At 66.1% G+C, this 25459-nt stretch carries 23 protein-coding genes, 1 tRNA gene and 2 pseudogenes; 11 read left to right on the top strand and 15 right to left on the bottom strand.

The features are described from left to right. Positions 1-115 precede the first annotated feature (115 nt). From mmsA to araD1, 3 genes and pseudogenes are all read left to right on the top strand, one after another. On the top strand, positions 116-1648 hold the full coding sequence (mmsA, locus tag LRS09_RS23310) for a multiple monosaccharide ABC transporter ATP-binding protein (RefSeq protein WP_257809375.1): 1533 nt from the start codon (positions 116-118) through the stop codon (positions 1646-1648). Beyond that, a complete protein-coding gene (gene mmsB, locus LRS09_RS23305; protein WP_257809373.1) occupies positions 1648-2904 on the top strand; it encodes a multiple monosaccharide ABC transporter permease in 1257 nt (418 codons plus the stop codon). The genes mmsA and mmsB overlap by 1 nt, the downstream gene beginning before the upstream one ends. A gap of 124 nt (positions 2905-3028) precedes the next feature. Further along, positions 3029-4019, top strand: a pseudogene (araD1, locus tag LRS09_RS23300) (AraD1 family protein). On the opposite strand, the gene LRS09_RS23295 reads toward araD1, so the two are convergent. The 3 genes from LRS09_RS23295 to LRS09_RS23285 form a co-directional block, all read right to left on the bottom strand. Continuing rightward, complete coding sequence (locus tag LRS09_RS23295; RefSeq protein ID WP_257809372.1) at positions 4016-5242, bottom strand: MFS transporter; 1227 nt, start codon at positions 5240-5242, stop codon at positions 4016-4018. The pseudogene araD1 and the gene LRS09_RS23295 sit on opposite strands and share 4 nt — an antisense overlap. A 181-nt stretch (positions 5243-5423) precedes the next feature. Next, positions 5424-5499 (bottom strand) — tRNA-Lys (locus LRS09_RS23290). Positions 5500-5965: 466 nt separating this feature from the next. Next, positions 5966-6874 (bottom strand): PhzF family phenazine biosynthesis protein, encoded by a 909-nt coding sequence (locus LRS09_RS23285; protein WP_257809370.1) that lies wholly within the window; start codon positions 6872-6874, stop codon positions 5966-5968. 213 nt (positions 6875-7087) lie between these two features. On the opposite strand from LRS09_RS23285, the gene LRS09_RS23280 reads away from it, so the two are divergent. From LRS09_RS23280 to LRS09_RS23270, 3 genes are read left to right on the top strand one after another with little or no spacing between them, the layout of a single operon-like run. Then, the gene (locus LRS09_RS23280) at positions 7088-8368 is read left to right on the top strand and encodes an efflux RND transporter periplasmic adaptor subunit (RefSeq protein WP_257809368.1); all 1281 of its coding nucleotides are present in this window, start codon (positions 7088-7090) and stop codon (positions 8366-8368) included. 2 nt (positions 8369-8370) lie between these two features. After that, positions 8371-9072 carry an ABC transporter ATP-binding protein gene (locus LRS09_RS23275; RefSeq protein ID WP_374684876.1) on the top strand — a complete coding sequence of 234 codons (702 nt, stop codon included), beginning with the start codon at positions 8371-8373 and terminating at the stop codon, positions 9070-9072. 2 nt (positions 9073-9074) lie between these two features. Next, complete coding sequence (locus LRS09_RS23270) at positions 9075-10283, top strand: ABC transporter permease (protein WP_257809367.1); 1209 nt, start codon at positions 9075-9077, stop codon at positions 10281-10283. An 8-nt stretch (positions 10284-10291) separates the two neighbouring features. Here the strand turns inward: LRS09_RS23270 and LRS09_RS23265 are convergent, their stop codons facing one another. Together LRS09_RS23265 and LRS09_RS23260 are read right to left on the bottom strand one after the other, a co-directional pair. After that, on the bottom strand, positions 10292-11005 hold the full coding sequence (locus tag LRS09_RS23265; protein ID WP_257809366.1) for an NUDIX hydrolase: 714 nt from the start codon (positions 11003-11005) through the stop codon (positions 10292-10294). Next, positions 11002-12119, bottom strand: a pseudogene (locus LRS09_RS23260) (endonuclease/exonuclease/phosphatase family protein). The gene LRS09_RS23265 and the pseudogene LRS09_RS23260 overlap by 4 nt, the downstream one beginning before the upstream one ends. A gap of 147 nt (positions 12120-12266) precedes the next feature. Here LRS09_RS23260 and LRS09_RS23255 point away from each other — a divergent pair. Both LRS09_RS23255 and LRS09_RS23250 read left to right on the top strand, forming a co-directional pair. Further along, positions 12267-12686, top strand: coding sequence for a BA14K family protein (locus tag LRS09_RS23255; RefSeq protein ID WP_257809365.1), 420 nt, complete (start codon positions 12267-12269; stop codon positions 12684-12686). A gap of 99 nt (positions 12687-12785) precedes the next feature. Further along, positions 12786-13079, top strand: a complete 294-nt coding sequence (locus LRS09_RS23250) for a PilZ domain-containing protein (RefSeq protein WP_257809364.1) — start codon at positions 12786-12788, stop codon at positions 13077-13079. 45 nt (positions 13080-13124) lie between these two features. Here the strand turns inward: LRS09_RS23250 and LRS09_RS23245 are convergent, their stop codons facing one another. Then, entirely contained in the window at positions 13125-13409 is a 285-nt protein-coding gene (locus LRS09_RS23245) for a PilZ domain-containing protein (protein WP_257809362.1), read from the bottom strand. 180 nt (positions 13410-13589) lie between these two features. On the opposite strand from LRS09_RS23245, the gene LRS09_RS23240 reads away from it, so the two are divergent. Next, positions 13590-14048, top strand: coding sequence for a hypothetical protein (locus tag LRS09_RS23240; protein ID WP_257809360.1), 459 nt, complete (start codon positions 13590-13592; stop codon positions 14046-14048). A gap of 96 nt (positions 14049-14144) precedes the next feature. Here LRS09_RS23240 and ilvC read toward each other — a convergent pair whose 3' ends face one another. From ilvC to LRS09_RS23215, 5 genes are all read right to left on the bottom strand, one after another. Then, on the bottom strand, positions 14145-15164 hold the full coding sequence (gene ilvC, locus LRS09_RS23235) for a ketol-acid reductoisomerase (protein ID WP_085465202.1): 1020 nt from the start codon (positions 15162-15164) through the stop codon (positions 14145-14147). A gap of 29 nt (positions 15165-15193) precedes the next feature. Continuing rightward, on the bottom strand, positions 15194-15850 hold the full coding sequence (locus LRS09_RS23230) for a TetR/AcrR family transcriptional regulator C-terminal domain-containing protein (protein WP_257809357.1): 657 nt from the start codon (positions 15848-15850) through the stop codon (positions 15194-15196). A 103-nt stretch (positions 15851-15953) separates the two neighbouring features. After that, the gene (locus tag LRS09_RS23225) at positions 15954-17216 is read right to left on the bottom strand and encodes an NAD(P)/FAD-dependent oxidoreductase (protein ID WP_257809356.1); all 1263 of its coding nucleotides are present in this window, start codon (positions 17214-17216) and stop codon (positions 15954-15956) included. Positions 17217-17446: 230 nt separating this feature from the next. Further along, positions 17447-18478, bottom strand: coding sequence for an aldehyde reductase (locus LRS09_RS23220; RefSeq protein ID WP_257809355.1), 1032 nt, complete (start codon positions 18476-18478; stop codon positions 17447-17449). Between the two features lie 6 nt (positions 18479-18484). After that, a complete protein-coding gene (locus tag LRS09_RS23215) occupies positions 18485-18895 on the bottom strand; it encodes a helix-turn-helix domain-containing protein (protein WP_257809353.1) in 411 nt (136 codons plus the stop codon). Positions 18896-19008: 113 nt separating this feature from the next. Between LRS09_RS23215 and LRS09_RS23210 the strand changes: the two genes are divergently transcribed. Next, positions 19009-19896, top strand: coding sequence for an NmrA family NAD(P)-binding protein (locus LRS09_RS23210; RefSeq protein ID WP_257809352.1), 888 nt, complete (start codon positions 19009-19011; stop codon positions 19894-19896). Between the two features lie 42 nt (positions 19897-19938). Here LRS09_RS23210 and LRS09_RS23205 read toward each other — a convergent pair whose 3' ends face one another. Then, a complete protein-coding gene (locus LRS09_RS23205) occupies positions 19939-21783 on the bottom strand; it encodes a potassium transporter Kup (protein ID WP_257810295.1) in 1845 nt (614 codons plus the stop codon). A 191-nt stretch (positions 21784-21974) separates the two neighbouring features. Further along, positions 21975-22715 (bottom strand): pyridoxine 5'-phosphate synthase, encoded by a 741-nt coding sequence (locus tag LRS09_RS23200; RefSeq protein WP_257809351.1) that lies wholly within the window; start codon positions 22713-22715, stop codon positions 21975-21977. A 106-nt stretch (positions 22716-22821) separates the two neighbouring features. Here LRS09_RS23200 and LRS09_RS23195 point away from each other — a divergent pair, with 106 nt between their 5' ends. Beyond that, complete coding sequence (locus tag LRS09_RS23195; protein WP_257809350.1) at positions 22822-23229, top strand: STAS/SEC14 domain-containing protein; 408 nt, start codon at positions 22822-22824, stop codon at positions 23227-23229. A gap of 6 nt (positions 23230-23235) precedes the next feature. On the opposite strand, the gene LRS09_RS23190 is transcribed toward LRS09_RS23195, so the two are convergent. Further along, entirely contained in the window at positions 23236-24111 is an 876-nt protein-coding gene (locus tag LRS09_RS23190; RefSeq protein WP_257809348.1) for a S9 family peptidase, read from the bottom strand. A gap of 83 nt (positions 24112-24194) precedes the next feature. Then, positions 24195-25322 (bottom strand): ATP-dependent RecD-like DNA helicase, encoded by a 1128-nt coding sequence (locus tag LRS09_RS23185; RefSeq protein WP_257809347.1) that lies wholly within the window; start codon positions 25320-25322, stop codon positions 24195-24197. Positions 25323-25459: the final 137 nt, after the last annotated feature.

Genomic DNA, 25459 nt, shown 5'->3' with positions numbered 1-25459 from the left:
GATGCCGGCAGGCAGATGAGGAGCAGCGCCAACCTTCGATGGGAAGCTCCCGCCCTCATCCGGCCCTTCGGGTCACCTTCTCCCCGTCAACGGGGCGAAGGACAGGAGGAGAATGATGGACGATTACATCCTCGAGATGCGCGGCATCACCAAGACCTTCCCGGGCGTGAAGGCGCTGGAGAACGTCAATCTCAAGGTCCGGCGCGGCGACATCCATGCCATCTGCGGCGAGAACGGCGCCGGCAAGTCGACGCTGATGAAGGTCCTCTCCGGCGTCTATCCGTTCGGCAGCTATTCGGGCGAGATCTTCTACGAAGGCAAGGAATGCCGCTTCAACGGCATCCACGATTCCGAGCGCGAAGGCATCGTCATCATCCACCAGGAGCTGGCGCTTGTTCCCCTCCTGTCGATCACCGAGAACCTCTTCCTCGGCAACGAGCAGGCGAAGTTCGGCATCATCGACTGGAACAAGGCCGAGCGCCGGGCCTCGGAGCTCTTGCGCAAGGTCGGCCTGCGCGAAGACCCCAACACGCTTATCACCAACATCGGCACCGGCAAGCAGCAGCTCGTCGAGATCGCCAAGGCTCTCGCCAAGGACGTCAAGCTCCTGATTCTCGACGAGCCGACCGCGTCGCTGTCCGAGAAGGACAGCCAGGCGCTCCTCGACCTGTTGCTGGAGTTCAAGGCGCAGGGCCTGACCTCGATCATGATCAGCCACAAGCTGAACGAGATCAAACGCATCGCCGACCAGATCACCGTCATCCGCGACGGGCTGTCGATCGAGACGATGGACAAGGCCGACATCACCGAGGACCGCATCGTCACCTCGATGGTGGGCCGCTCACTGGAGAACCGCTACCCTACGCGCACGCCGAAGATCGGCGAGACCATCTTCGAGGTGCGCAACTGGAGCGTCTACCACCCGCTCCACCCGGACCGTCAGGTCATCAAGAACATCAGCCTCAGCGTCTGTAAGGGCGAGGTCGTCGGCATCGCCGGCCTCATGGGCGCCGGGCGCACCGAATTCGCCATGAGCGTCTTCGGCCGCACCTACGGCACGAAGATCACAGGCGAGGTTCTCATGCACGGCAAGCCGGCGGACACCTCGACGGTCGGCCGCGCGGTCGATGCCGGCCTCGCCTACGCGACGGAGGACCGCAAGACCTACGGCCTCAACCTGATCGACCACATCAAGCACAACGTCACCATCGCCAACCTGCCGGGCGTCTCGAGCGGCGGCGTCATCGACGACATGGAAGAGCTGAAAGTGGCCAACGAATACCGGCGCAAGACCAATATCCGTTCGTCCAGCGTCTACCAGATCGCCGGCAACCTCTCGGGCGGCAACCAGCAGAAGGTCGTCCTGTCGAAGTGGCTGTTCTCCGATCCCGACGTGCTGATCCTCGATGAGCCGACCCGCGGCATCGATGTCGGCGCGAAATACGAGATCTACACGATCATCAACAAGCTCGCCGAGGAAGGCAAAGGCATCCTGGTCATCTCCTCCGAGATGCCGGAACTGCTCGGCATCTGCGACCGCATCTACGTCTTGAACGAAGGCCGCATCGTCGGGGAAATGGCGGCGGCCGACGCAAGCCAGGAAAAGATCATGCGGGCGATCGTCCGTGGGGAGGAAAGGGCAGCCTGATGAGCACGGAAACGTCCGCACCCATCGCCAACACGGCGCGCGCCACAGCGCAGATGGCGCTGAAGGAGAACCTGCGCCAGTATGGCCTGGTCATCGCGCTCATCGCCATCATGATCTTCTTCCAGGTCATGACCAACGGCGTGCTGTTCTACCCGGTCAACCTGACCAATATCGTCCTGCAGAACTCCTATATCGTCGTAATGGCGCTCGGCATGCTGCTGGTCATCGTCGCCGGCCATATCGACCTGTCGGTGGGTTCCGTCGCCGGGTTCGTCGGCGCCGTCGCGGCCGTGCTCATGGTCGACTACGGCTGGAACCCGTTGCTGGGCGCGATCGCCTGCATCGCCGTCGGCGCGGTCATCGGCGGGGCGCAGGGCTACTTCATCGCCTATATGAAGATCCCCGCCTTCATCGTGACGCTGGCCGGCATGCTGGTCTTCAAGGGCCTGCTGCTCTGGCTGCTCGGCGGCCGCTCCGTCGGACCCTTCCCGCCCGAGTTCCAGCTTCTCAGCGCCGGTTTCATTCCCGACATCATCGGCCCGCTGGTGCTGACCGAGCCGACGCTTAACGCCTCGGGCCGGCCGATCCCGAACTCCGGCTGGGTGCTGCATTCGACGACGCTGGTCATCGGCGTGCTGATCGTTGCCGCGATGCTCTATTTCGCGCTCAAAAGTCGCCGCAACCGCGAGAGCCACGGCTACGAGGCCGAGCCGTTCGGTCTGTTCGTGGTCAAGAACCTGGTAATCGGCGGCATCATCCTGTTCCTGATGTACAAGTTCGCATCCTATCGCGGCCTGCCCAACGTTCTCATCGTGATGGGCATCCTGATCGCGCTGTTCGTGTTCATCACCAAGCGGATGACTTTCGGTCGCCGCATCTTCGCCATGGGCGGCAACGTCAAGGCGGCCGCGCTCTCGGGCATCAAGACCGAACGGCTCACCTTCTACATCTTCGTCATCATGGGCATGCTGGCCGCGCTCGCCGGCCTGATCTACGCCGCCCGGCTCAACCAAGCGACGCCCAAGGCAGGCGCCGGCATGGAGCTCGACGTCATCGCGGCCGTCTTCGTCGGCGGCGCCTCGGCCATGGGCGGCGTCGGCGAGGTGGCGGGTGCGGTCATCGGCGCCTTCATCATGGGCGTGATGAACAACGGAATGGGCATCATGGGCATCAACATCGACTGGCAGCAGGTCATCAAAGGCCTGGTGCTGCTCGGCGCCGTTGCCTTCGATCTCTACAACAAGAAGAAGGCATAAGGTTCCGGGAAACAAGGGAAACAGCCTCGCACATATCATTGCCGCCGGGTCTTGCGGGAGTGCCTCGGGCACCCACGCATGGCGGAGGTTTGCCGCAAGGCCGGCGTATTGGAAGGAACGAGACATGCTTCTGTCGCAGATCGTCGACGAGACGGGACGGATCCGGGTGCTGGCGCGCCACGAGCAGCGAGTCCGCGCTGTCGAAGGCGCGGCGTCCGTCTATGCGCTGGCGCTTGAAGCCGCGCGCACCAACAAGGGGCTTGGCGAACTCGTTCTCCAGCGCGGGCTCGGCGCCGATGTCGACCTCGAACTCGCCTACCGGCAGGGCCGCATGCGTCCACCGATCCACCATCCCGATCCCGCGCATCTGCATCTCACCGGCACTGGCCTCACCCATCTCGGCTCGGCCGCCGCGCGCGATGCGATGCACAAGAAACTGGGTGTCGGCGACGAGGCGCTGACGGATTCGATGAAGATGTTCCGCATGGGGATCGAGGGCGGCAAGCCGGTGAATGGCGGGCCCGGCGTCCAGCCGGAATGGTTCTACAAGGGCAACGGCACGATGGTGGCAGCCCCCGGCGCGGCACTCCTGTCCCCGGCCTTTGCCGAGGATGCCGGCGAGGAACCCGAGATCGCGGGTATCTATGTCATCGGCGACGACGGCACCCCGTTCCGCGTCGGCTTCGCACTTGCCAACGAGTTCTCCGACCATGTCACCGAGCGCGTCAACTATCTCTACCTCGCCCATTCGAAGCTCCGGAACGCTGCTTTCGGCCCCGAGATCCTGGTCGGCCCCCTGCCCGCCGACGTGCGCGGCCGCTCGCGCATCCGGCGCAAAGGGGTGACGATCTGGGAAAAGCCGTTCCTGTCGGGCGAGGACAACATGTCCCACACGATTGCGAGATCTCGAGCACCACCACTTCAAATACGGGCTGTTCCGCCAGCCGGGCGACGTGCATGTGCACATGTTCGGCACCGCGACACTCTCCTTCGCCGACGGCATCCGCACCGGCGCCGGCGACGTGTTCGAAATCGAAGCCGACGGCTTCGGCCTGCCCTTGCGCAATCCGCTCGCTATCGAAAAGCCGGCAAAGGTAAAGGTACGCGCCCTCTAGATCGCGACCCGCCCGCCGCGCGTCGAGCGCCAGAGCAGCAGCGCCATCACGCTGACATTGAGCAGGTTCCAGGCAATGCCGTTCAGGAACGCGGCGGCATAGGATCCCGTCTGGTCGTAGATGAAGCCCGACATCCAGCCACCCAGCGCCATGCCGAGGATGGTTGCCATGATGACTATGCCGACCCTCTGCCCCGCCTCGCGCGCCGGCATGTATTCGCGCACGATGATCGCATAGCTCGGCACGATGCCGCCCTGCGCCAGGCCGAACATCGCCGAGACGACATAGAGCGAGCCGAGCCCGTCGAACGGGATGTAGAACAAGAGCGACAGGCCCTGCAGTACGGAGCCGATCAGCAGTGTCGGGACGCCGCCGATCCGGTCGGCGAGGAAGCCGGAAGCGAGCCGGCTGATGATGCCGGCCGCCAGCATCAGCGACAGCATCTCCGCACCCCGCGCTACGCCGTAGCCGAGGTCGGCGCAATAGGCGACGATGTGGACCTGCGGCATCGACATGGCCACGCAGCACGCGAGCCCCGCCACCACGAGCAGCGCCTGGATCGCGCCGGGCGACAGGCCGATGTCCTTGACCCGGGCATCGCCCGCCGCGCCCACGGCCGAATGGTGCGCCGGCCGCCGGCCGAGCATCGCGGCGAGCGGCAGCATCGTCACCAGGCAGACGATGCCGATGATGAGATAGGTCTCGCGCCAGCCCTGCGCCGCCAGCAGCGGCTGCATCGCCATCGGCCAGAGCGCGCCGGCGAGGTAGTTGCCGCAGGCCGCGACGGCGACCGCGATGCCGCGCCGCCGGTCGAACCAGTGCGAGATGTCGGCGATCAGCGGCCCGAAGGTCGCGGACGATCCCGCGCCGATCAGCAGCCCTTGCGCCAGCGCCAGCGTGCCGATCGACGGCGCGTAGGAAGCGAGGATGAAGCCTGCGCCGGAAAGGGCCGCCGACACCAGCGCCGGCCACATGAAACCCACCCGGTCGATCAGGCGCCCGACCACGACATTGCCGAGCGCGAAGCCGAGCATGGTGGCAGTGTAAGCAAGCGAGGCCTCGCCCCTGCCCGCGCCGAACTCGGCCTGCGCCGCCGGCAGCACCACCACGATCGCCCACATGCCGACGCCGCCGATCGTGGCGAGCGCCAGCGAAATGCCGAGCCTGAGCCACGCATAGGCTCCGTCCGGCGCATAGCGATCGATTCGCCCCACCTCGTCCATCGACCACTCCTCCCGCCAGGCGACTCACAGTCGTCCGGCCAACTCGGCGCAGAGTGGTCGACCGCACCCGTCGACGGCAGCGCCACAGCGCCCCCAGCTACCACGCCAGGAGGCAGCCAGACGCATCCCGGCATCATATAGAAGCGATAGGCAGGAAGCTTTGGAACTTTCCAGATTTGGCTGGTGGGTGCGACAGGGATCGAACCTGTGACCCGCTGATTAAGAGTCAGCTGCTCTACCAACTGAGCTACGCACCCGGGCCAGATGACGCGGCAACCGCGTCAGGTGCGGCTCTATAGCGAACCGGACCCCGGGTGTCCACCCCGCCCAGACGTGAATTTTGCCGGACCGCGAAAGCCTGTCAGAATGGCGTCCCGACCGCTTCCGCTGCGCCGGCCTGTGGTCAGGACCGCCGCAGCGTCTGCACGCGCGGCGGTTCGCCCTGAGCGCACTTGTTCCCCTTCGGCGGCGTAAGGTTTTCGTCGCCTCTCTCCACGAGTCCCATCCCGAGCGGCGGCTTGCGATTCTCCGCCGTCTCCCGGGAGAACGCGTCGTTCGGATCGGATCCGGTCGCAGACTTCAGCTTCCGCGCCCCGTGTTCATAGGCAGTCTTGCCGTCTCGCATGGTACACCTCTTGTGCGACGGAAACAGTTGCGAGCCGCAGGAGTTCCCATCTGCATTCGCACGGCGGATCGGCACAAAGGCGCCCGCCGCTGCGACGGCTATACGTAAATCTCCCCTCGCCCGACGACGACCGCATCACCGCCGATGCGCGCGGCGGCGGCCTTGCTGTCCTCGACGTCGATCTCGAGGCGGATGCGCGAGGGCCGTCCCATCTCCATGCCCTGTTCGATACGGATCTCGTGGCTGCCGTCGGCCGGCCGCTCGTTGGCGACGAAGGTTCCGACGAAGGCGGCCGCCGCCGAGCCCGTCGCCGGGTCCTCATAGGAGGGGCTCGCGGCAACGAACATGCGGGCGTGGAAGGAACTGCCGGGCAGGATGGTCTCACGGCAATAGACGTAGGCCGATGCCCTGGCGTCGTTGCCCTTGGCCGGCGCGAATGCGCTCCAGGCGTGCGGATCGAAGCGCACGCGCCCGATCGCATCGAGTCCTTTCACCGGAACCGTCACATAGGGCACGCCTGCAGACCAGGCGCCGGGCACATGCGAGTCGAAGCCGATCTCCGAAGCGTCGAGCCCGAGCGCGGCCGCGATCCGTGCCGAATCGGCCGCGAACGGCATTGCGGCGGACAGTTGCGGCACGTCGAACTCGGCGAAGGTTGCGCCCTCCCCGGCACTGACGATGCAGCGCACCGGGCCTATATTCTCCTCCAGCACGAGGATCTCGCCGTCGCCATGGCCGCGCTCGTGCCAGAGCGCCACCGCCGTGCCGACCGTCGGATGCCCGGCGAAGGGCATCTCGTATTCCGGGCAGAAGATCCGGATCCGCGCCGCATGCGCGCCATTCTCGGGCGGCAGAACAAAGACCGTCTCCGACAGGTTGAACTCGCGGGTGATCGCCTGCATGCGCGCCGTGTCCAGCCCCTCGGCGTCGAGCACCACGGCGAGCGGATTGCCTTCCAGCGCCGTGCCGGCGAAGACATTGAGCAAGAGGTAGCGGCGTGCGGCCATGATGGTCTCCCTGATCCCGGCGAAGCCATAGCGCGCGCCCGCCCCTCGCCTCAATGGCTGTGCACAGAAACAATCGCGCGCTTTGCCGCCCGGCGGCAGGGCAATATGAACGAGATTTAATTTGTATTGGCCGCGGTCAAAGCTGATCTGTGTCGTAAAGACATACAAAGACAGACATTGGGACGCATCGAAAAAGCAGGAAGAGCGCCCGACATGGATCAGATCGTCAGCCGCGCCAAGGCGGACCAGACACCGCAGGTCGCCGCGTCCCTGGCGCTCGACAGAAAGGCGCCGCGCAGGCTCGGGCGCTGGCTGTTCATTGCGCTGGTTCTCGCCGCCGTCGCGGCGGGCGGCTGGTGGTACTGGTCGTCGTCCACCTCGTCCACGGCGCCGGTCTACGTCACGGCTGCGGCGGAACGCGGCGACATCACCACCACGATCACCGCCACCGGCACGCTCCAGCCGGTCACCCAGGTCGATGTGTCGAGCGAACTGTCCGGCGTCGTGCGCACGGTCGAGGTGAGCGAGAACCAGACGGTCGCGAAGGGCGATGTGCTGCTGACGCTCGACACCACCCGCCGCGTCGCCCAGGTCGAGCGCGCCGAGGCTTCCGTGGAAGCGGCGCGCGCCAAGGTCGAGGACGCGCGCGTGACGCTGAAGGAGACCGAGCTGACCTACGACCGCACGCTCAGCCTGTCGCAGCGAGGCATGGTGGCCGACCAGGCGCTGGAAACGGCAACCGCGGCGCGCGACCGTGCTGCGAGCGCGGTATCCTCGGCGCAGGCCAACCTCTCGATCGCCGAGGCGGATCTCAAGCTGCAGCAGGCCGACCTGGCGCAGAGCACCATCTACGCGCCGATCGACGGCGTCGTGCTGACGCGTGACGTCGATCCCGGCCAGACGGTCGCCTCGTCGCTGTCGGCGCCGGTCCTGTTCGTCATCGCCGCCGACCTCGCCCACATGGAGCTCGAGGCCGCGATCGACGAGGCCGACATCGGCACAGTCGAGAAGGGCCAGAAGGCGAGTTTCACCGTCGATGCCTTTCCCGGCCGCACCTTCGACGCGGGGATCAGCGACCTCGCCTATGCCTCCGTCACCACCGATGGCGTCGTCACCTACGAGGCGAAGCTCGCCGTCGCCAATGACGACCTGATCCTGCGGCCGGGCATGACAGCCACGGTCTCGGTCGTCACCAGGGAGGCAAAGGACGTCCTCACCGTGCCCTCCGAGGCGTTTCGCTTCCGCCCGCCGGCGGTCGAGGCCTCGCGCGGCTTCAATCTCCAGACCATGTTCATGCCGCGCCCGCCGCGCAGCCGCGCGCCCCAGACCGCGCAGCCGGCCGACGGCAGCCGCACGCTCTATGTCCTGCGCGACGGTGCTCCGACCGAGGTGCGGGTCCGGACGGGCTCGACCGACGGCCGCAAGACGGAGATTCTCTCCGGCCTCGAGGAAGGCGACCAGGTGATTGTGTCGACCAGGCAGCGGAGGTCCTGAGCGTGACGCAGCCGCTCGTCACTTTCGAACAGGTCTGGAAGACCTACGGCTCCGGCGAGGCCCGCGTCGACGCACTCGCGGGCGTGGACCTCACGATCGAGACCGGCGAATTCGTCGCGATCATGGGGCCGTCAGGGTCCGGCAAGTCGACCGCGATGAACATCATCGGCTGCCTCGATACGCCGACGCGTGGCCGCTACTTGTTCATGGATGTCGATGCCGGCGGGCTTGACAGGTCTCGGCGCGCGCTCTTGCGCAACCTCTACATCGGCTTCGTCTTCCAGGGCTATAACCTGCTCGCCCGCACCACGGCGGTGGAAAACGTCGAGCTGCCGCTGATCTATCGCGGCGTGCCATCGCGCGAGCGCCGGCGCCTTGCGCTGGAAGCGCTTTCCAAGGTCGGGCTGGCCGGACGCGAGGGCCACACGCCCGCCGAGCTTTCCGGCGGCCAGCAGCAGCGCGTCGCGATCGCGCGCGCCATCGTGACCAACCCTACCCTGCTCGTCGCCGACGAGCCGACCGGCAATCTCGACACCGCGCGCAGCCACGAGATCATGGAGCTGCTGACCGGCCTCAACCGTGACCAAGGGCTCACCATCGCCATGGTCACGCATGAGGCGGACATCGCGGCGCATGCCGGGCGCATCCTGACCTTCGTGGACGGCCACATCGCCTCCGACGAGCTCAACCTGGAGGCGGCCTGACGATGATCTGGGAAACCGTCCGCCTCGCGCTCCTGTCGATCCGCCGCAATGTGCTGCGCTCGGTGCTGACACTGCTCGGCATCGTCATCGGCGTCGCGGCCGTCATCGCGATGATCACCATCGGCTCCGGCACCACCGAGAAGGTGAAGGCCGACATCTCCAAGCTCGGCTCTAACCTGCTGGTCGTGCGCGCCGGCGGGCCGCCCCAGCCCGGCGGGCCGCGCATCCAGGCCAAGGAGCTGCGCGACAAGGACGTGCAGGCGATCATCGAAGGCGTGCCGGAGGCCCGCGCCGTCTCGGCCGCCTCGCAGAAGCAGGTGCGCATTATCTCCGGCACCGACAGCCTGTCGGTTCTGGTGACCGGCTCCGACACCGCCTATTTCGCCGCCCGCGACTGGAATGTCGTGCTCGGCCGCGAATTCACCGAGCAGGAGATACGCGGCAATTCCAATGTCTGCCTCGTCGGCCAGACCGTGCGCACCCAGCTCTTCGGCGGCGGCGATCCGGACGGGCTGGCGATCCGCGTCGGGCGCATGTCGTGCACGATCATCGGTGTGCTCGAATCAAAGGGTTTTTCGGGCTTCGGCCAGGACCAGGACGCCACGGTGCTGATGCCTCTCAGCACCTTCCAGCGCCGCATCGCGGGAAATCGCGATGTCGAGACGATCTACGTCGCCGGCGCGGAAGGCGCTGTGATGTCCGAGTTGCAGGAGAAGGTGGAGGATATCCTGCGCGAGACCCGCCGCGTCACCGCCGACAAGGAGGACGATTTCTCCGTGCGCGACATGACGCAGGTCGCCGAGACCATGGCGAGCGCAACGACGGTGATGACCGGCATGCTCGGCGCGGTGGCGGGCGTCAGCCTGCTCGTCGGCGGCATCGGCATCATGAACATCATGCTCGTCTCCGTCACCGAGCGGACGCGCGAGATCGGTATCCGGTTGGCCATCGGCGCGCAGGAGCGCGACATCCTGATCCAGTTCATGGTCGAGGCGACGGTGCTGTCGCTGCTGGGCGGACTGATCGGCATCGCCATCGGCATGGCGCTCGCGGGCATCGCCTCGTCAACGATGAGCGTCCCCTTCAGCCCCAGCATCCCGGTGATCGCGCTCGCCGTCGGCTTCTCGGGCGCGATCGGCATGGTGTTCGGCTTCTTCCCCGCGCTGCGCGCGGCGCGGCTCGATCCGATCGACGCGTTGAGGCACGAATAGGCGCGGCCTCAGGCCATGCGGAAATGCCAGTCGACCAGCGGCCGCATGTGCGGCATCAGGCCTGAGGGCTGCTCGGCCGTCCTCTGGATGATCACCGCGTCCTCGATCTCGGATTCCGCTTCCGAGGCGATGTGGGCGCGGATGCGGGCGACGATCTCCCCCGCCGGCAGGTCGAGAAAATAGCGCCGCACCAGCACGGTGCCGCTGTCCGACGACCAGCCGTGATAGCCCGCCTCGGCGCGTGCGGCGCCAAGGTCGAGCCCCGTCTCCTCGCGGACCTCGCGGGCCATGTTCGCCGCGAGATCGATCCGGTCACCCTTGATGTCCTCAGGCTCCAGCGAGCCGGCTGCGAAATAGACCCGCCCGGCATTGACCGTGTGCCCGGCCATGCGGATCGCAATCAGCGCGCCGTCGGATGAGACCGGCATCGCATGCGCGAACAGATGCTCGGCGCTTGTGTCGGGCCGCATCCTGCGCCAGTGCATGAAGGTGGCATAGTTCGTCGTGTGGCAACGCGCGTCCAGCCGCTCGTCCGCCCAGCGGATGGACGAGAAGAGCATCACCTTGCCGTTGAAAAGCGCCGGCTTCTCGGCCTTTTCCAAGTCCCAGTTCGCGACGATCGCCTCGCGATGGGCAAGCTCGTAGGGATGCGGCGCGGGATCGACCACAAGGTCGGCCTCGGCGATCGGCAGGATGCGGTTGCGGGGTATATCGAAGCTCATGCGGCTGAGATATGCAGCGGGATCACGACAGGGCAATGATCGGACGCCTTCGGCCGGTCCCAGCCCGCGCGCGGGAAGCGCTCGACCTCAAGGCCGGGCGGGAACGGCGTGCGCCACGGCTGGCCATTCCTGATCACGTCGGGCACTGCGCGCGGGTTCTCGCGCTGCAGCGCCGGAGACAGCAGGATGTAGTCGAGCTGGCACAGATGCCGCTCCTGCGGCCCCCGGGTATGGAACAGAGTCCAGCGGTCGAGCTCGGGCCGCAGCGACATCGGGTTGAAGGCGAAGCCGTCCCCCGTCAGCACGTCCAGGGCCGAATGCTCCTCCTTCACCGGCTGGAAGGTGAAGCCGGACCACTGGTCGCCGCCAATCACGACGCGCTCGGCATAGTCGTTCATGTCACCGCAGATCGCCCAGCGCTTCGACCCGACATGATCGCGGCCGAACCGCTGCTCGATGATCGCCCGCACGGCACGCGCCTCGGCGATCCTCAGCGGCATGGTCGAGTACGGCCATCCTGGCCGTTGCGGGGGCTTCCCATCGACTTGAAATGGACACCATAGATGGTCAGCGGCCGGCCGCCGATCCGCACGTCTATCTCCAGGCAGTCGCGCCGGAAAATGCGCTCGTGGCGCTCGATGCCGACCTGCGCCAGCAGCGGATCCCACAGGCCGAGTTCGTCGAAGGTCACATGCGCGTGGCTCGTCATGCGCACGAACTCGATCGGCTCGCCGTCGGCCGTCTCCGGCCGCATCATCACCGCGACGTCGATGCCGCGCGTATCGTTGCCAGTGCTCGAATATTTGTTGCGATAGCCCTCGCCGATCATCTTGAACAAATAGCCATATTCGAACGCCTTCAGCGCCTCGAGGTTGTCGACCTCCTGCATGACGATGATGTCCGCCCGCGTCGCCGCGATCGCCAGCGCGCTGAGCTGGCGGGTATCGTCGGTGTGCGCGATCGCACGCGCGCGCTCCAGCGATTGGTATTCGGCCTCGGTCTTGATCTCGAAGAGGGCGAGCGTGCGGTCCTTCCACAATTCGTTCCGGAAGCCGGAGAAATCGAACCTGCTCATCAGGTTCTCGACATTGAACGTGGCAAGGCGAAGCGACATGGGCAGAACGTTTGCCCGCACGCCGCGCGAAACACAAGGCCGCCGGGTCTGGTTCGAAATCGCCGCGATGCCAATGACGACCCGGCTGCGCTGCACTATATTCGAGGCATGGACCCGTGCATCGCCCGCCCAGCCCGCAGCGTAGTCGTGGCACTTTCGCTGTTCGCGATCCTGGCTGGCTGGGCGCCGGCCGCGGCCGACAACTACGTCGTGATCCCCAGTCCGGTCATCAGCGGCAATACCCCGCCCTACGGGTCGGGCTTCGACACCGGCGTCGTGGTCCGCCCGCAGGACGGCTGCCGCACCGTCGTCAACTGCGCACCGGGCAACTACCAGAACCGCCCGGCCCACCGCCGCTACTACGACAACTATTTCGACGTCCCAACCCCGCGCTATTCCGGCCAGCGCCGCGTCGGCGGCAACCCGGCGATCGGCGGGACAAGCCGGCTCGGCGAGGCGTCCAGCCATGCCGAATGGTGCTCGACGCGCTACCGCTCCTACCGTGCGTCCGACAACACCTTCCAGCCCTTCGACGGATCGCGCCGGCCCTGCGTCTCGCCGTTCTGAACCGGCCTGCCGCAAGAGTTAAGCAGCCGTTAAGCTGCCGGGTCTACTCTCCGGCGTATACCTGTTTGGCAGGCCGACGAGCATGCCGGGGAGACGAGGATGGCCATTCCGGCAGAAGCCGAGAGCCGCAGGGAGCACCGCCAGCGCGTGCTCAAGGGCGCGTCGATCCTTACCGGCATCAACAATTCCGAAGTCGCCTGCATGGTGCGCAACATGAACAAGGCCGGCGCGGAGCTACGCGTCGCGATGGACTCGCGCGTGCCGGAGGAATTCCTGCTTTACGTCCCGGTCGACGGCGTCGCCTACAGGGCGACGCTCGTCTGGCGCGCGGGCGAGCGAGTCGGCGTGCGCTTCGGCGGCACCGAGCCGAAGCCGCACTGGCATTACGGCTGAGCCGGCCGGCAAAAGCCGCCTGCTTCATCTGCAGTCGAATGCGGCTCAGGGCCTGTGGAACGCCACACCCATGTCGGTCATCGACCGCCACCGCACGACCGCCGGCCGCCACGCCATGTCGCCGCCTAATCTGACGAGGAACTCAGGCGGGATCGCAAAGGTTTCACAGAACGAGAGCCGTGCGCCCGTCTCCGAAAGGTTGCGCGCCACGCCCTCGAAGGTGCTGGTGCCGCCGTTGAAGCTGATGACAATGCCCTTGTAGGCGCGACGGCGCTGGACAAGGCGTCTTTCCTCGGTGTCGTCTGAAACGTAAGAGAGTGCATGGGTCATGGCCGGTCCTCCTTCCGGAGGACGAGTAGCAAGTGCCGGACCAGCGAAGATGTGTCGTCATGGCACAGCCGCCTCCATGGCGGTTTGCCGATCGATAACCCTTGCATGCAAAGGTCAAATGCCCGCGGGCGGGCGTGTTTTGTGGAGGTCGAGATGCTGCGGCGAACGATATTTTCGGCAATGCTGCTCGCCGCCGGGGCGAACAGCGCCAGCGCGGAGATTGTCTTTTCGGGCAAGATCAAGTTCACGGCGGTCACGTCGCAGTGTCGCAACGTCCGTGTGAAGGATTTCGCCGACTCGTCGTTCCATCCGATCGTCGGATCGAACTCTCCCGTCGCCGGCCTGTCCTGGGTGTGGCCGGGCAATTCGCGGGGACATGGCCTGTACGGCGCAAACTTCGACGCGACGTTCCGCACCGTCAAAACGGGCGGTGTCGGCTGGGGCGATCCCTATTTGCGGCCGACGACGGCCGAATCGCAAATCCGCATCGTCAGCTACGCTCCGGCAATCACCGCGATAACGGCAGCCACGGAAATCGTGACGATCCGCGGCCAGATCAGGCGCCCCTTCGACGATCCCGGCGGCCTCGCCTGCATCGCGACATTCATCGGGGTCTACGTCAAGGACAGCTACCAGTAGCGCTGCCCACAGCCGGCAGCCAGACGTGAAAAGGGCGCCGATTGGCGCCCTTTCCGATTCATAGCCCGAGAGACGATCCGGGCAGGCGTGCAGGTCTTAGTTCCGCGCCTTGTCGACCAGCTTGTTCTTCGAGATCCACGGCATCATCGCGCGCAGCTTGGAGCCGACCTCTTCGATCGGGTGCTCGTCGTTCAGGCGGCGGGTCGCCTTGAAGCGGGCCATGCCGGAGCGATACTCCTGCATCCACTCCGAGGTGAAGCGGCCGGTCTGGATGTCGGTCAGCACGCGCTTCATCTCGGCCTTGGTCTCGGCGGTGATGATGCGCGGGCCCGAGACGTATTCGCCCCACTCGGCTGTGTTCGAGATCGAGTAGTTCATGTTGGCGATGCCGCCCTCGTAGATCAGGTCGACGATCAGCTTCACCTCGTGCAGGCACTCGAAATAGGCCATCTCCGGCGCATAGCCGCCCTCGACCAGCGTCTCGAAGCCGGCGCGGATCAGCTCCACCAGGCCGCCGCACAGCACGACCTGCTCGCCGAACAGGTCGGTCTCGCATTCCTCGCGGAAGTTGGTCTCGATGATGCCCGAGCGGCCGCCGCCGACGCCGCAGGCGTAGGAGAGCGCGAGGTCAAGCGCATTGCCCGACGGGTCCTGGTTGACCGCGACCAGGCACGGCACGCCGCCGCCCTTCTGGTATTCGCCGCGCACCGTGTGGCCGGGGCCCTTCGGCGCGATCATCACCACGTCGATCGTCGACTTCGGCTCGATCAGGCCGAAATGCACATTCAGGCCGTGCGCGAAGGCAATCGCGGCGCCGTCACGGATGTTGGGGGCGATTTCGTTCTTGTAGATGTCGGCCTGCAGCTCGTCCGGCGTCGCCATCATCATCAGGTCGGCCCACTTGGCGGCCTCGGCGACGGTCATCACCTTCAGCCCGTCGGCCTCGACCTTCTTTGCGGTCGGCGAGCCGGCCTTCAGGCCGATGGCGATGTCCTTCACGCCGGAATCCTTCAGGTTCAGCGCATGCGCGCGGCCCTGCGAGCCGTAGCCGATGACGGCCACTTTCTTGCCCTTGATCAGATTGAGATCGGCGTCGCGATCGTAATAGACACGCATGGATACGTTCCTTCCCGTTGGTTGCGCTGTCAGTTGGTTGTGGACTGCGGCGCGGGGCGACCCGTGCCGAAGAGGGTGAGAAACTGTTCGACCGTCCGCGCCGCGTCGCGCGCGATCTCCGATTTGGTCAGGACGAGCCTGTCGCCGAGCAGCAGCCTGATCTGCACGTCGCGCCCGAGCAAGCCGAAGAAGGTGCGGAAAGCGCTCTCCGTGTCGTCGAAGGCGAGAAGTCCCGCCTCGCGCGCCGCTTCTAGCAACGGCTTCAGCCGCTCGCCGATGGCGAAGCGGCCGTTCTCCAGCACGATGCGGCCGAGATCGCTCTTGCCGGAGCCGGCATGCGCCACCGCGACCCGGTTCAGCGCGATCGAGGTCTGCGACGAGATCACGGTCAGCCAGTTTGCCGCGAAATCCTCGAGGCTCTCGGCAAGGGCGGCTGCATCGAGGCGCTGCCGGTCCCAGTTGCCCGCCCTCACCTTCGACGCCTGCCAGCGCACGGTGGCCGTCAGCAGCCCGTCGCGGTCACCGAACCATTTGTAGAGGGTTTCCTTGGAGCAGGAGGCGCGGCGCGACACCGCGCTCATCGTCACCTTGTCGCCGTCCTCCACGAGCAGCGCGAGCACGACGTCCAGCACCTCGCGCTGGCGCGGCGTCGGCTCTGCGCCGGACTGGACGGTTGAAAGGTTCAAGCACACGCTCCGAAGGCGTAACGAACGTTACGGTTCGGACCCGATAATCCATCGGCGCAGCCGAAGCAAGCGGCAAATCGCCGGAATGGGCACTCCCCGCGCGTCAGCCCAGCCGCGGCTCGCCGGCCGCCGAAAACTTGGCCCAGTCGGCCTCGATCAGGCCCGTCGAGGCGAGCGGACGCGCCAGCATGCCGGACACCATCAGCGCCAGGATGCGCGGCGCCGGCGGCACCTTGGCCACGGTCGAGACCAGCGTGTCGCGGAGATAGGGCACAAGGACGGAGTCCGACTGGTAGAATGGCGTCAGGAAATACGACAGCGCCTGGAACAGCCTGACATGGAAGCGCCGCGTCGCCGCATAGGCGGACAGCGCGTTTGGAATGTCGGAATAGGCGCGCAGCGCATGCGCGAGCGCGGCCGCATCCAGCAGCGCCATGTTGGCGCCCTGCCCCAGCTGCGGGCTGGTCGAATGCGCCGCGTCGCCGATGACGGCAAGGTTCCGCCCGGCCGGCGTCTTCAGCGTGTGGTGGCCGTAGCGCGCGAGCGTCAGCTCGTCGAAGGAGGCGATCTGCCCGAGATAGGGCGCGCACTGCGGCCAGTGCCGGGCCACCTCGTCCTTCCAGGCGTTGATTCCGCGCGCCTTTACCTCGTCCGCCTGCGCCGGCTTCAGGCTCCAGAAGAAGGCGGCCATCTCGTCGCCGGCCGGCGCGATGCGGCCGATCGGCAGCACGCCGATCATCACCCGCGCCCGGTCGTAGCGCTGCTGCAGCGCATTGCGGTCGAAGCCGTCGCCATGCCAGCCGAGCGAGGCCCAGAACGCGCCATAGGCGAGCGGTTTCGGCTCGGCCGGCCTGTAGGACGAGGCCTTGAGCCGCGATTTCGATCCACTCGCATCGACCACCAGATCCCAGGTGCCGAGCGACCCGCCCTTGTCGCCGAACAGCGTCGCGCCCAGCGACGAGACCTCGATCGTCGTCGCCTCGGTCGAGGTGCGGATCGGAATACCTGCCGCGACGACGGCGTCGTGCAACACGTTGAAGAGCGCCGCGCGATGGACGGCGAGGCCGAAGCGGCCGCCCGGCAGTGCGTCGTAGCGCACGTCCAGAACGGGCATGCGGCCGGTGCTGGCGTCGGCCCCGTAAAGCCGCTCGATCCGCGCGCCCTGCGCCAGCATCGCGGGCATCAGGCCGAGCGAGGACAGCACGCACAAGCCCGTCGGCTGCAGGATCAGGCCCGACCCCAGCGGCTTCGGCGCCTCGTAGCGTTCCAGAATCTCGACCTGGTGCCCGTCACGCGCAAGCAGAAGTGCCGCGGCGAGCCCCGCCGGCCCTGCGCCCACGATCGCGATCCGATGAATGTGTGCCATGCCCTGCCCTTTCGGCGGCGACCATCGGCGCTGCCGGCCGCCAAATCAACCGGACATCGGCGCGCAGCACACTGATTCTGGAAGCCCCTCACCCGGCGCGGCTTCGCCTCGCCACCCTCTCCCCAAGGGGAGAGGAGGTCATCGGCGGCGCTCCCCTTCTCCCCTCGGGGAGAAGGTGGCCGCGAAGCGGCTGGATGAAGGGGCTTCATGAGGGAAGAACGGCCCGAATCTCACGCCTTGACCAGCCCCAGCCGCACCAGGCTCTCGCCCGTGGCGACGATCGCCTCCTGCGGCGAACGCGGCGACCAGCCCAGCATCTGCCGGGCCTTGGCGGCCGACGCGTTCTTCTCCCTGCCGAGTTCGGGACCCGCGACCGTCCTCAATGTCGGGCTGAACAGCGCGCCAAGCCGGATGACCCAGTTGGGGGCCACCCACGTCGGCACTTTCGCCGCCGCGGGGCCCATGCCGGCCTTCAGCGCCAGCGCGATCTCCCGGACGCTGAGGAAATCGCCCGCCACCGCGAGGAAGCGCTCGCCCTTCGCCTCCGGCCGCGTCATCGCCAGGAGGTGGAGGTCGGCCACGTCCCGCACGTCCACGACGCCGAACATCAGCTTCGGTACCGCCGGCGCACCGCCCTTGAGCAGCGTCTCGATGAGGACGACCGAGGCGGAATAGTCCCTTCCCAGCACCGGCCCCAAGACGACCACCGGATTGACCGTCGCCAGTTCCAGCCCGTTGCCTTCCCGCGCAAGGAAATCCCAGGCGGCGCGTTCGGCCAGCGCCTTAGACTTCACATAGGCGCCAATCGGCTTGTCGGTGTCGGTCCAGTCCTTCTCCGTGTAGACGCCGCCCGATGGCGTGTTGCCGTAACCGATCGCCGCGAAAGACGAGGTCATCACCACGCGCTTCACGCCGGCGTCGCGCGCTGCCCGCAGCACCCGGAGCGCTCCGTCGCGCGCGGGCCGCACCAGCTCGTCCGCGTCGTTGGGCTGGGCGACGGGCAGAGGCGAGGCAACATGCAACACGTAGTCGCAGCCTGCCGCCGCCTCGAGCCATCCCGCATCGCGCATAAGATCAGCCTCGGCAAAGCTCAGGCGGTCGCCCGCCTCGCAGCCGCCCTCCTTCAGCATCTCCCGGACGTCCGCCTCGCGCGCCAGCGAGCGCACCGTGGTGCGCACGCGGTATCCCGCCGCGATCAGCCTGACGATGCAATGCGCGCCGATGAAGCCGGAGCCGCCGGTAACGAGGACAAGCCCGCTCATCGTGCCTCACGCATCTTCGGCGTCGAATTTCTGGCGCGCGTCGCGCACGTGTTCGAAGTTGTTCTCCGCCCACATCAGCAGATGGTGAAGCGAGTCGTACATCGACCGGCCGAGGTCGGTCAGGCTGTATTCGACGCTGGGCGGCTTGGTGGGAAACACCTCGCGATGCACATAGCCGTCGCGCTGCAGGTCGCGCAGTGTCTCGGTCAGCATCCGCTGCGAGATGTCCGGCACCAGCCGGCGCAGCTCGCCGAAGCGATACGGCTTCTCGGCCAGCGCCATCAGCAGCAGCGAACTCCACTTGCCGAAGATGTTCTGCACAACGTTGCGGATCGGACAGTTAGCGAGCCCGCCCGTGGCGACACCGGCGCGATAGATCTCGATCCTTTGGCGGGCGGAGGCGATGCGGGCATCCATGGCGGTTCCTTCCAGGTAACCAGGGTAGTTCAAACTGCCTTCTTTACGCAGCATCCATAATATACAATTTAGAGCTGGTCTCGAAAAGAGAGCATGTTTCACAGGAGCAATCAATGTCTGACACGATCCTCGTCACCGGCGCTTCCGGCCATCTCGGCCAGGCCGTCATCACTCATCTTCTCGACAGCCAGGGCGTCGCGCCGTCGCGCATCATCGCCGGCACGCGCAATACCGACAAGCTGTCCGCCCTCGCCGCCAAGGGCGTCGCGTTGCGCAAAGTCGATTTCGACGATGCAGCCGGCCTCGAAAAGGCCTTCGCCGGCGTCGGCACGGTGCTGATCGTTTCGACCGACGCGCTCGACGGTGCCGGCACACGCCTGCGCCAGCACAAGGCCGCCGTCGCCGCCGCGAAGAAGGCCGGCGTTGCGCGTCTTGCGTACACCTCGCTTCCCGTGCCCGAGACCTCGAGGGTCAGCTTCGCGCCCGACCATCTCGGAACCGAGGAGGCGATCAAGGCCACCGGCATCCCCTATCTACTCTTCCGCGACAGCTGGTATCTCGAAAACCTGTTCATGAGCCTGCCCAACGCGCTCAAGTCCGGTCAGTGGTACACCTCCGCCGCCGACGGCAAGACCTCCTACGTCGCGCGTGACGACATCGCAGCCGCGATCGCCGGCGCACTCGCCAACCCGCCGGCCGGCAGCGCCACCTACACGCTCACCGGCGATGAGGCCTTCACCAACGACCAGATTGCGGCGCTCGCCTCGGAGATCACGGGCAAGCCGCTCCAGGTCGTGCACCTAACCGACGAACAGCTTGCAGGCGGCATGAAGGCGGCGGGCGTCCCGGAGGCGATCATCCCGACCCTGGTCTCCTTCGACACGGCGACCCGCACCGGCGGCCTCGGCACCGTCACCGGCGATACCGCGAAGCTCTCCGGCCGCAAGCTGCAGACGCTGCGCGAGTTCCTCACCGCCAATAAGGCAGCGTTCGCCGGCTGACACTATCGGACAGCGCAGGAACGCCGGCGTCGCCGGCGTTCCTCAGATCGCGACCTGCGTCCCGATCTCGACCACGCGGCCGGTGGGAATCTGGAAATATTCCGTCGCGTCGGCGGCGCTCTTTGCCAAAGCGATGAACAGCTTGTCCTGCCAGAGCGGCATGCCCGACGTCGGCGAGGCCTTGAGCGAGCGCCGCGACAGGAAGAACGAGGTCGTCATGATGTCGAACTTCCAACCCTTCTTCCGGCAGATCGCCAGGGCGCGTGGGATGTTCGGCTGCTCCATGTAGCCGAATGTCAGCGTCACGCGCATGAAGAGGTCGTTCAGCTTCTCGATGCGCGCCCGCTCTTCGTCCGGCACCTTCGGCTGCTGCGCAGTCACCACCGACAGGATGACGTTCTGCTCGTGCAGCACCTTGTAGTGCTTCAGGCTGTGCAGCAGCGCCGTCGGAGCACTCAGCGGGTCGCCGGTCAGGAAGACGGCCGTGCCCGGCACCAGCTGCGGTTTCTTCTTCGCCAGCTGCTCGGTCAGGAAGCCGAGCGGCATCTCGTTCTTGCGTGTCTTCTCGAACAGGTAGCGGCTGCCGCGCATCCAGGTGGAGATGATCGCCACCATAGTGAAGGCGACAGCGAGCGACGCCCACCCGCCGTCGAAGACCTTGACGATGTTCGAGACGAAGAAGCCGATGTCGATGATCGCAAACAGGCCGATCAACAGCACGATCACCGCGACCGGCCAGCGCCAGATCTTAAGCATCACCACCGCCAGCAGCAGCGTCGTCATCAGCATGTTGCCGGTGACGGAAATGCCGTAGGCGGCGGCGAGGTTGGTCGACTCCTGGAAGCCGATCACCAGCATGAATACCACGATGCCGAGCAGCATGTTGACACGCGGCATGTAGATCTGGCCCGACTGGGTTTCGGACGTGTGCAGGATCTCCAGCCGCGGTAGCAGGTTGAGCTGCACCGCCTGCCGCGTCAGCGAGAACGCCCCCGAGATCACCGCCTGGCTGGCGATGACGGTCGCGGCGGTCGCCAGCGCTACCATCGGCAGAAGCGCCCAGCCGGCATTCATCTCGAAGAACGGATGGCCGACAATGCCGCCATGCGACAAGACGAAGGCGCCCTGCCCGACATAGTTCAGGAGCAGGCACGGGAAGACGATGGCCAGCCATGCCAGCACGATCGGCCGGCGGCCAAAATGGCCGAGGTCGGCATAGAGCGCCTCGGCCCCGGTCACGGCCAGGAAGATCGCTCCGATCGTCACGAACGCCACTTCGGGCGAGTTGACGAGAAAATAGACGATGTAGACCGGGTTGATGGCGAGCAGGATTTCGGGGTCGTCGACGATGTGGACCACGCCCGACACCCCGATCGACAGAAACCACAGCGCGGTGACCGGGCCGAACACCGACGCCACGCTCGCGGTACCGAACCGCTGCACGGCGAACACCCCCGCCAGGATCACCAGCGTCAGCGGCACGACATAGGGCTCGAAGGTCGGCGTCACGACATTCAGGCCCTCGACGGCAGACAGGACCGAGATGGCCGGCGTGATCACGGCGTCGCCGTAGAACAGCGACGCGCCCAGCATGCCGAGCAGCAATATCCAGCGCGGCCGGTGGGCGAAGGCGCCGCGCGCCAGCGCCATCAGCGACAGCGTTCCGCCCTCGCCCTTGTTGTCGGCGCGCAGCACGAACAGGATGTATTTGATCGTGACGATGATCGTCAGCGCCCAGATGATCAGCGACAGGACGCCGAGGATGTCCTCGCGCTCGGCGACATTGCCGCCGGACGAGGCGACCAACGCCTCGCGGAAGGCATAGATCGGGCTCGTGCCGATGTCGCCATAGACCACGCCCAGCGCCCCCAGCGTGAGCGCGAGCATTCCGTGATCGACCTGAGGGGCTGCATCCGCAGCGGCAGGGCCGCCATGGGACGGCTTCACGCCGCCCTCGTCATTCGCAACAACCATGACAGCCCCTCCTTGGGAGCGGCGGGGCTTTTACTCCTGTTGCATCGCAGCATCAATGGCCGCGTTCGAACAGAACGCCCGCCTGTGGAGAGATGGCGCGCGGGTCACCAGCCGCAAGAGGCAAGAAACCGCTTCACCGTTTGCGCCATGCCGTATTCCAGCGCATCCGCCGTCAGCCCGTGCCCGATCGACACCTCCGCCAGCCGCGGAATCCGCTTCGCCAGCGCCGGCAGGTTGGCCACGGTCAGGTCGTGCCCGCCATTGACTCCGAGTCCGGCGGCGAGAGCCACGTCAGCCGTCTTTCCAAGCATTTCCAGATACTTGCCGGCCTTCTCCAGATCGTCGTATGAACCGCCATACGGGCCGGTATAAAGCTCGATGCGGTCCGCCCCGGTCGCCTTCGCGGCCGTCACCTGCGCCGGGTCCGCATCCGAAAACAACGACACGCGCATGCCGCCCTTCTTCAGCCGCGCCACGATCGGTTTCAGCATCTCGCCCTTGCCGACGAAGTCCCAGCCGTGGTCGGAGGTCGCCTGCGACGGATCGTCCGGCACCAGCGTCACCTGTTCCGGCTGGTGCTTTTCCACCAGTTCGAGGAAATCCTCGCTTGGATAGCCCTCGATGTTGAACTCCGCCTGCGGGAACTCGTCGTCGATCAGCGCCCGGATAGGCGCGAGGTCCGAGAAGCGGATGTGCCGCTCGTCCGGGCGCGGATGCACCGTCAGCCCATGCGCGCCGGCGGCGAGCGCGATGCGCCCGAGCCCGGTAACGCTCGGCCACGGCAGGTCGCGCCGGTTGCGCAGCATGGCGATGGCATTGAGGTTGACGGAAAGCTTGGCCGGCATGGCAGGTCCACATCGCAAATTCGACGCCGCCTTATAAAGCCTTTCGGCGGAACAGACAGGCCCATTCGAGTGTTCCAGTCGCAGCGCCGCATCCGAAAGTGCGACCATGCATCCGCTTGACCCCGTCCCGGCTGTCCACCGCCTCGAGACCGACAATCCGCAGGTCTTCGCCATCGAGATTACCGGTCAGGCGACATCTGCCGACGCCGAAAACCTGTTCGGCCTGCTTGAGGGTGCCTATGCGCTGCACGACCGTGTCGACGTGCTGGTGCGTGCTACACAGTATGAAGGGGCGGATTGGGGTGAGATCGACCCCGACACGGTCGCCGAAGGCCGCAGGCACGCCGAGCAGCATGTGCGGCGCTGCGCCGTAGTGGGCGGACCCGACTGGACGGCGAGCCTCGGCGGCTTCTTCGCGAAGGACGTGCCTGTGGAGCTTCGCTATTTCGATGCAGCCGACGAATCCGAAGCCTGGCGCTGGCTGGGCGCCAGGGAGATCTCAACCGAATCCTAGGTCGGATCAATCAGCATGTTTCGCGATGAAGTCGCCGGTCGCGGCGATGAGCTTGTCGACCGTTTCCGCGTTGGTGAATGCGTTGAAGACGTGGTCCATCGGCCAGACGATCAGCTCTTCGTCTCCGTCGTGATAGTCGAGCAGCACCTGCCCGGCCGCAGGCTGGGGGAATACGACATCGTCCTTGGTGCCGACGGCCACAAGCAGCGGGCCTTCATACTTCGAGATATCGGCCACCGGATCGACGGCGTAGAGGCTCTGGAAGAACGGACCCTTGAGCGACACCTTCGCGCCCCAGGGCAACGTCGCCTCGACCGCCTCGCCGCCCGCCGCGAAGCCTTTTTTCATCGTATCGGGTCCAACCACGAAGGTCATCGCCGATCCCATATTCGTGCCGGGCGCCCACAGGGCGACCGCGTCCAGGTCGTGGCGGGTGCGAGCGGCAACCGCCGAACCCACCGCGCCTCCCATGCTCCAGCCCACCAGCGACATCTTGTCGGCGTCCACCTCGGGCAGACCGGCGAGATAGTCGAGCGCGGCAAGTCCATCCGCGATCTGGCCGTCCAGCGTCGTGTCGGCGAAGTCACCTTCGCTCTCGCCTGAGCCACGGAAATCGATTCTCAGGCTGGCAAAGCCCTTTTCCGCCCACATTCGTGCGGCGCGGGCGAAGATACCCTCCTTGACGGCAGGTATCTCGAGTTCGTTTCGCGAACCTGTGAAGCCGTGCAAGAGCAGAACGATCGGCGGGTTTTCCACGCCGTCCGGAGTGTTCAACGTGCCGATCACCCGCTGACCGTCGACCGGGAACTCGACGACCTTTTCTGCAGCAAGTGCGCCAGATGTGGCGATGGAAGCGAACAGGGTGGCGACGATGACTCTCATTTCCAACTCCTCGAAGTTCGACCGATCCTTCACACTAATATGGAGCGGGATCGCCGAAAAGCGGCCCACGCGAAATTGCCAGCCTAGCGCACCACCGTGAGCCGCTTCGCCGCCCGCGTGATCGCCGTGTAGAGCCAGCGCTGGCGCGTCTCTTTAAAGGCCCAACTCTCGTCGAACAGCACGACATTGTCCCACTGCGAGCCCTGCGCCTTGTGCACGGTCAGCGCATAGCCGTAGTCGAAGTCGTCGAAGCGCTTCTTCTGCTGCCAGGGAATTTCCTCTTCCGGGCTTTCGAACGCGGCCTTGAGCAGCTTGATCTTGGCCACGCCCCGATCTGGATCGTCCTCCTCCGGCGAGACGAGCAGGTTGATGCCCGGCTTCACGGTCTCGCGCGACGAGGTCATCACCTTCCACAGTGAGCCGTTGAGCAGGCCCTTGGCCGGATCGTTGCGCAGGCACACCAGCTTGTCGCCCGCCTGCGGATAGTCGGCGCTGAAGCCCTTCAGCTCGCGCAGCCGCGCATTATAGCGCCGCCGCGTGCGGTTGGTGCCGACCAGCACCTGGTCCGCCTCGAGCACCAGGTCCTGCGTCACCTGGTCCTTGCCGATCACTTGCGCGCTGCCGTAGTCGCCATGCATGAACTCGCGTCCCTCACGCACGTCGAGCGCGAGGCGAATGATCGGATTGTCCTGCGCCTGGCGGTGGATTTCGGTCAGCAGATGATCCGGCTCGTGCTCGGTGAAGAAGCCGCCGCCCGAGATCGGCGGCAGCTGCGCCGGGTCGCCCAGCACCAGCACCGGCGTGCCGAAGGACAGGAGATCGCGCCCCAGTTGCTCGTCGACCATCGAGCATTCGTCGATGATGACGAGCTTGGCCTTGGCGATCGGGCTCTGGCGGTTGAGCGAGAAGGTCGGCGACATCGAGGTCTTGCCGGTCGTCTCGTCCTCCACCGCTTCCTCGCCCTTCGGTCGGTAGATCAGCGAATGGATCGTCCGCGCATTGGTCGCGCCCTTGGAACGCAGCACCTGCGCCGCCTTGCCGGTGAAGGCGGCGAACTGCACCTGGCCTTCGACGTGCTCGGCGAAATAGCGCGCAAGCGTCGTCTTGCCCGTGCCGGCATAGCCAAACAGCCGGAACACCTGCGGCCTGCCCGACTGCAGCCACCGCCCGACCGCCACCAGCGCGGCATCCTGTTGGGGAGAGAGGTCCATGCCGTCCGACTGACAGGATTCGGGTTCGGTCGGCAAGGGCGGCAAGAATCTACGAAGCGGAATACACGTTAAGAGAGTTCGATTGACTAATACAACTTTGAGTTATAGATTTGCATACTCTGCTAGAATGATTTTGG

Source organism: Mesorhizobium sp. J428 (assembly GCF_024699925.1).
Classification (GTDB): domain Bacteria; phylum Pseudomonadota; class Alphaproteobacteria; order Rhizobiales; family Rhizobiaceae; genus Mesorhizobium_A.
The sequence above is the reverse complement of the archived record's forward strand: the minus strand, read 5'-3'. Positions and strand labels throughout refer to the sequence as shown.

Coding starts and splice junctions, on each gene's coding strand:
- LRS09_RS23210 (WP_257809352.1), top strand. CDS start 19,009: ATGTCTGACACGATCCTCGTCACCGGCGCTTCCGGCCATCTCGGCCAG.
- LRS09_RS23250 (WP_257809364.1), top strand. CDS start 12,786: ATGGCCATTCCGGCAGAAGCCGAGAGCCGCAGGGAGCACCGCCAGCGC.
- ilvC (WP_085465202.1), bottom strand. CDS start 15,164: ATGCGTGTCTATTACGATCGCGACGCCGATCTCAATCTGATCAAGGGC.
- mmsB (WP_257809373.1), top strand. CDS start 1,648: ATGAGCACGGAAACGTCCGCACCCATCGCCAACACGGCGCGCGCCACA.
- LRS09_RS23185 (WP_257809347.1), bottom strand. CDS start 25,322: ATGGACCTCTCTCCCCAACAGGATGCCGCGCTGGTGGCGGTCGGGCGG.
- LRS09_RS23200 (WP_257809351.1), bottom strand. CDS start 22,715: ATGCCGGCCAAGCTTTCCGTCAACCTCAATGCCATCGCCATGCTGCGC.
- mmsA (WP_257809375.1), top strand. CDS start 116: ATGGACGATTACATCCTCGAGATGCGCGGCATCACCAAGACCTTCCCG.
- LRS09_RS23285 (WP_257809370.1), bottom strand. CDS start 6,874: ATGGCCGCACGCCGCTACCTCTTGCTCAATGTCTTCGCCGGCACGGCG.
- LRS09_RS23245 (WP_257809362.1), bottom strand. CDS start 13,409: ATGACCCATGCACTCTCTTACGTTTCAGACGACACCGAGGAAAGACGC.
- LRS09_RS23225 (WP_257809356.1), bottom strand. CDS start 17,216: ATGGCACACATTCATCGGATCGCGATCGTGGGCGCAGGGCCGGCGGGG.
- LRS09_RS23280 (WP_257809368.1), top strand. CDS start 7,088: ATGGATCAGATCGTCAGCCGCGCCAAGGCGGACCAGACACCGCAGGTC.
- LRS09_RS23195 (WP_257809350.1), top strand. CDS start 22,822: ATGCATCCGCTTGACCCCGTCCCGGCTGTCCACCGCCTCGAGACCGAC.
- LRS09_RS23190 (WP_257809348.1), bottom strand. CDS start 24,111: ATGAGAGTCATCGTCGCCACCCTGTTCGCTTCCATCGCCACATCTGGC.
- LRS09_RS23295 (WP_257809372.1), bottom strand. CDS start 5,242: ATGGACGAGGTGGGGCGAATCGATCGCTATGCGCCGGACGGAGCCTAT.
- LRS09_RS23265 (WP_257809366.1), bottom strand. CDS start 11,005: ATGAGCTTCGATATACCCCGCAACCGCATCCTGCCGATCGCCGAGGCC.
- LRS09_RS23215 (WP_257809353.1), bottom strand. CDS start 18,895: ATGGATGCCCGCATCGCCTCCGCCCGCCAAAGGATCGAGATCTATCGC.
- LRS09_RS23270 (WP_257809367.1), top strand. CDS start 9,075: ATGATCTGGGAAACCGTCCGCCTCGCGCTCCTGTCGATCCGCCGCAAT.
- LRS09_RS23240 (WP_257809360.1), top strand. CDS start 13,590: ATGCTGCTCGCCGCCGGGGCGAACAGCGCCAGCGCGGAGATTGTCTTT.
- LRS09_RS23205 (WP_257810295.1), bottom strand. CDS start 21,783: ATGCTCGCGCTCACGCTGGGGGCGCTGGGCGTGGTCTATGGCGACATC.
- LRS09_RS23220 (WP_257809355.1), bottom strand. CDS start 18,478: ATGAGCGGGCTTGTCCTCGTTACCGGCGGCTCCGGCTTCATCGGCGCG.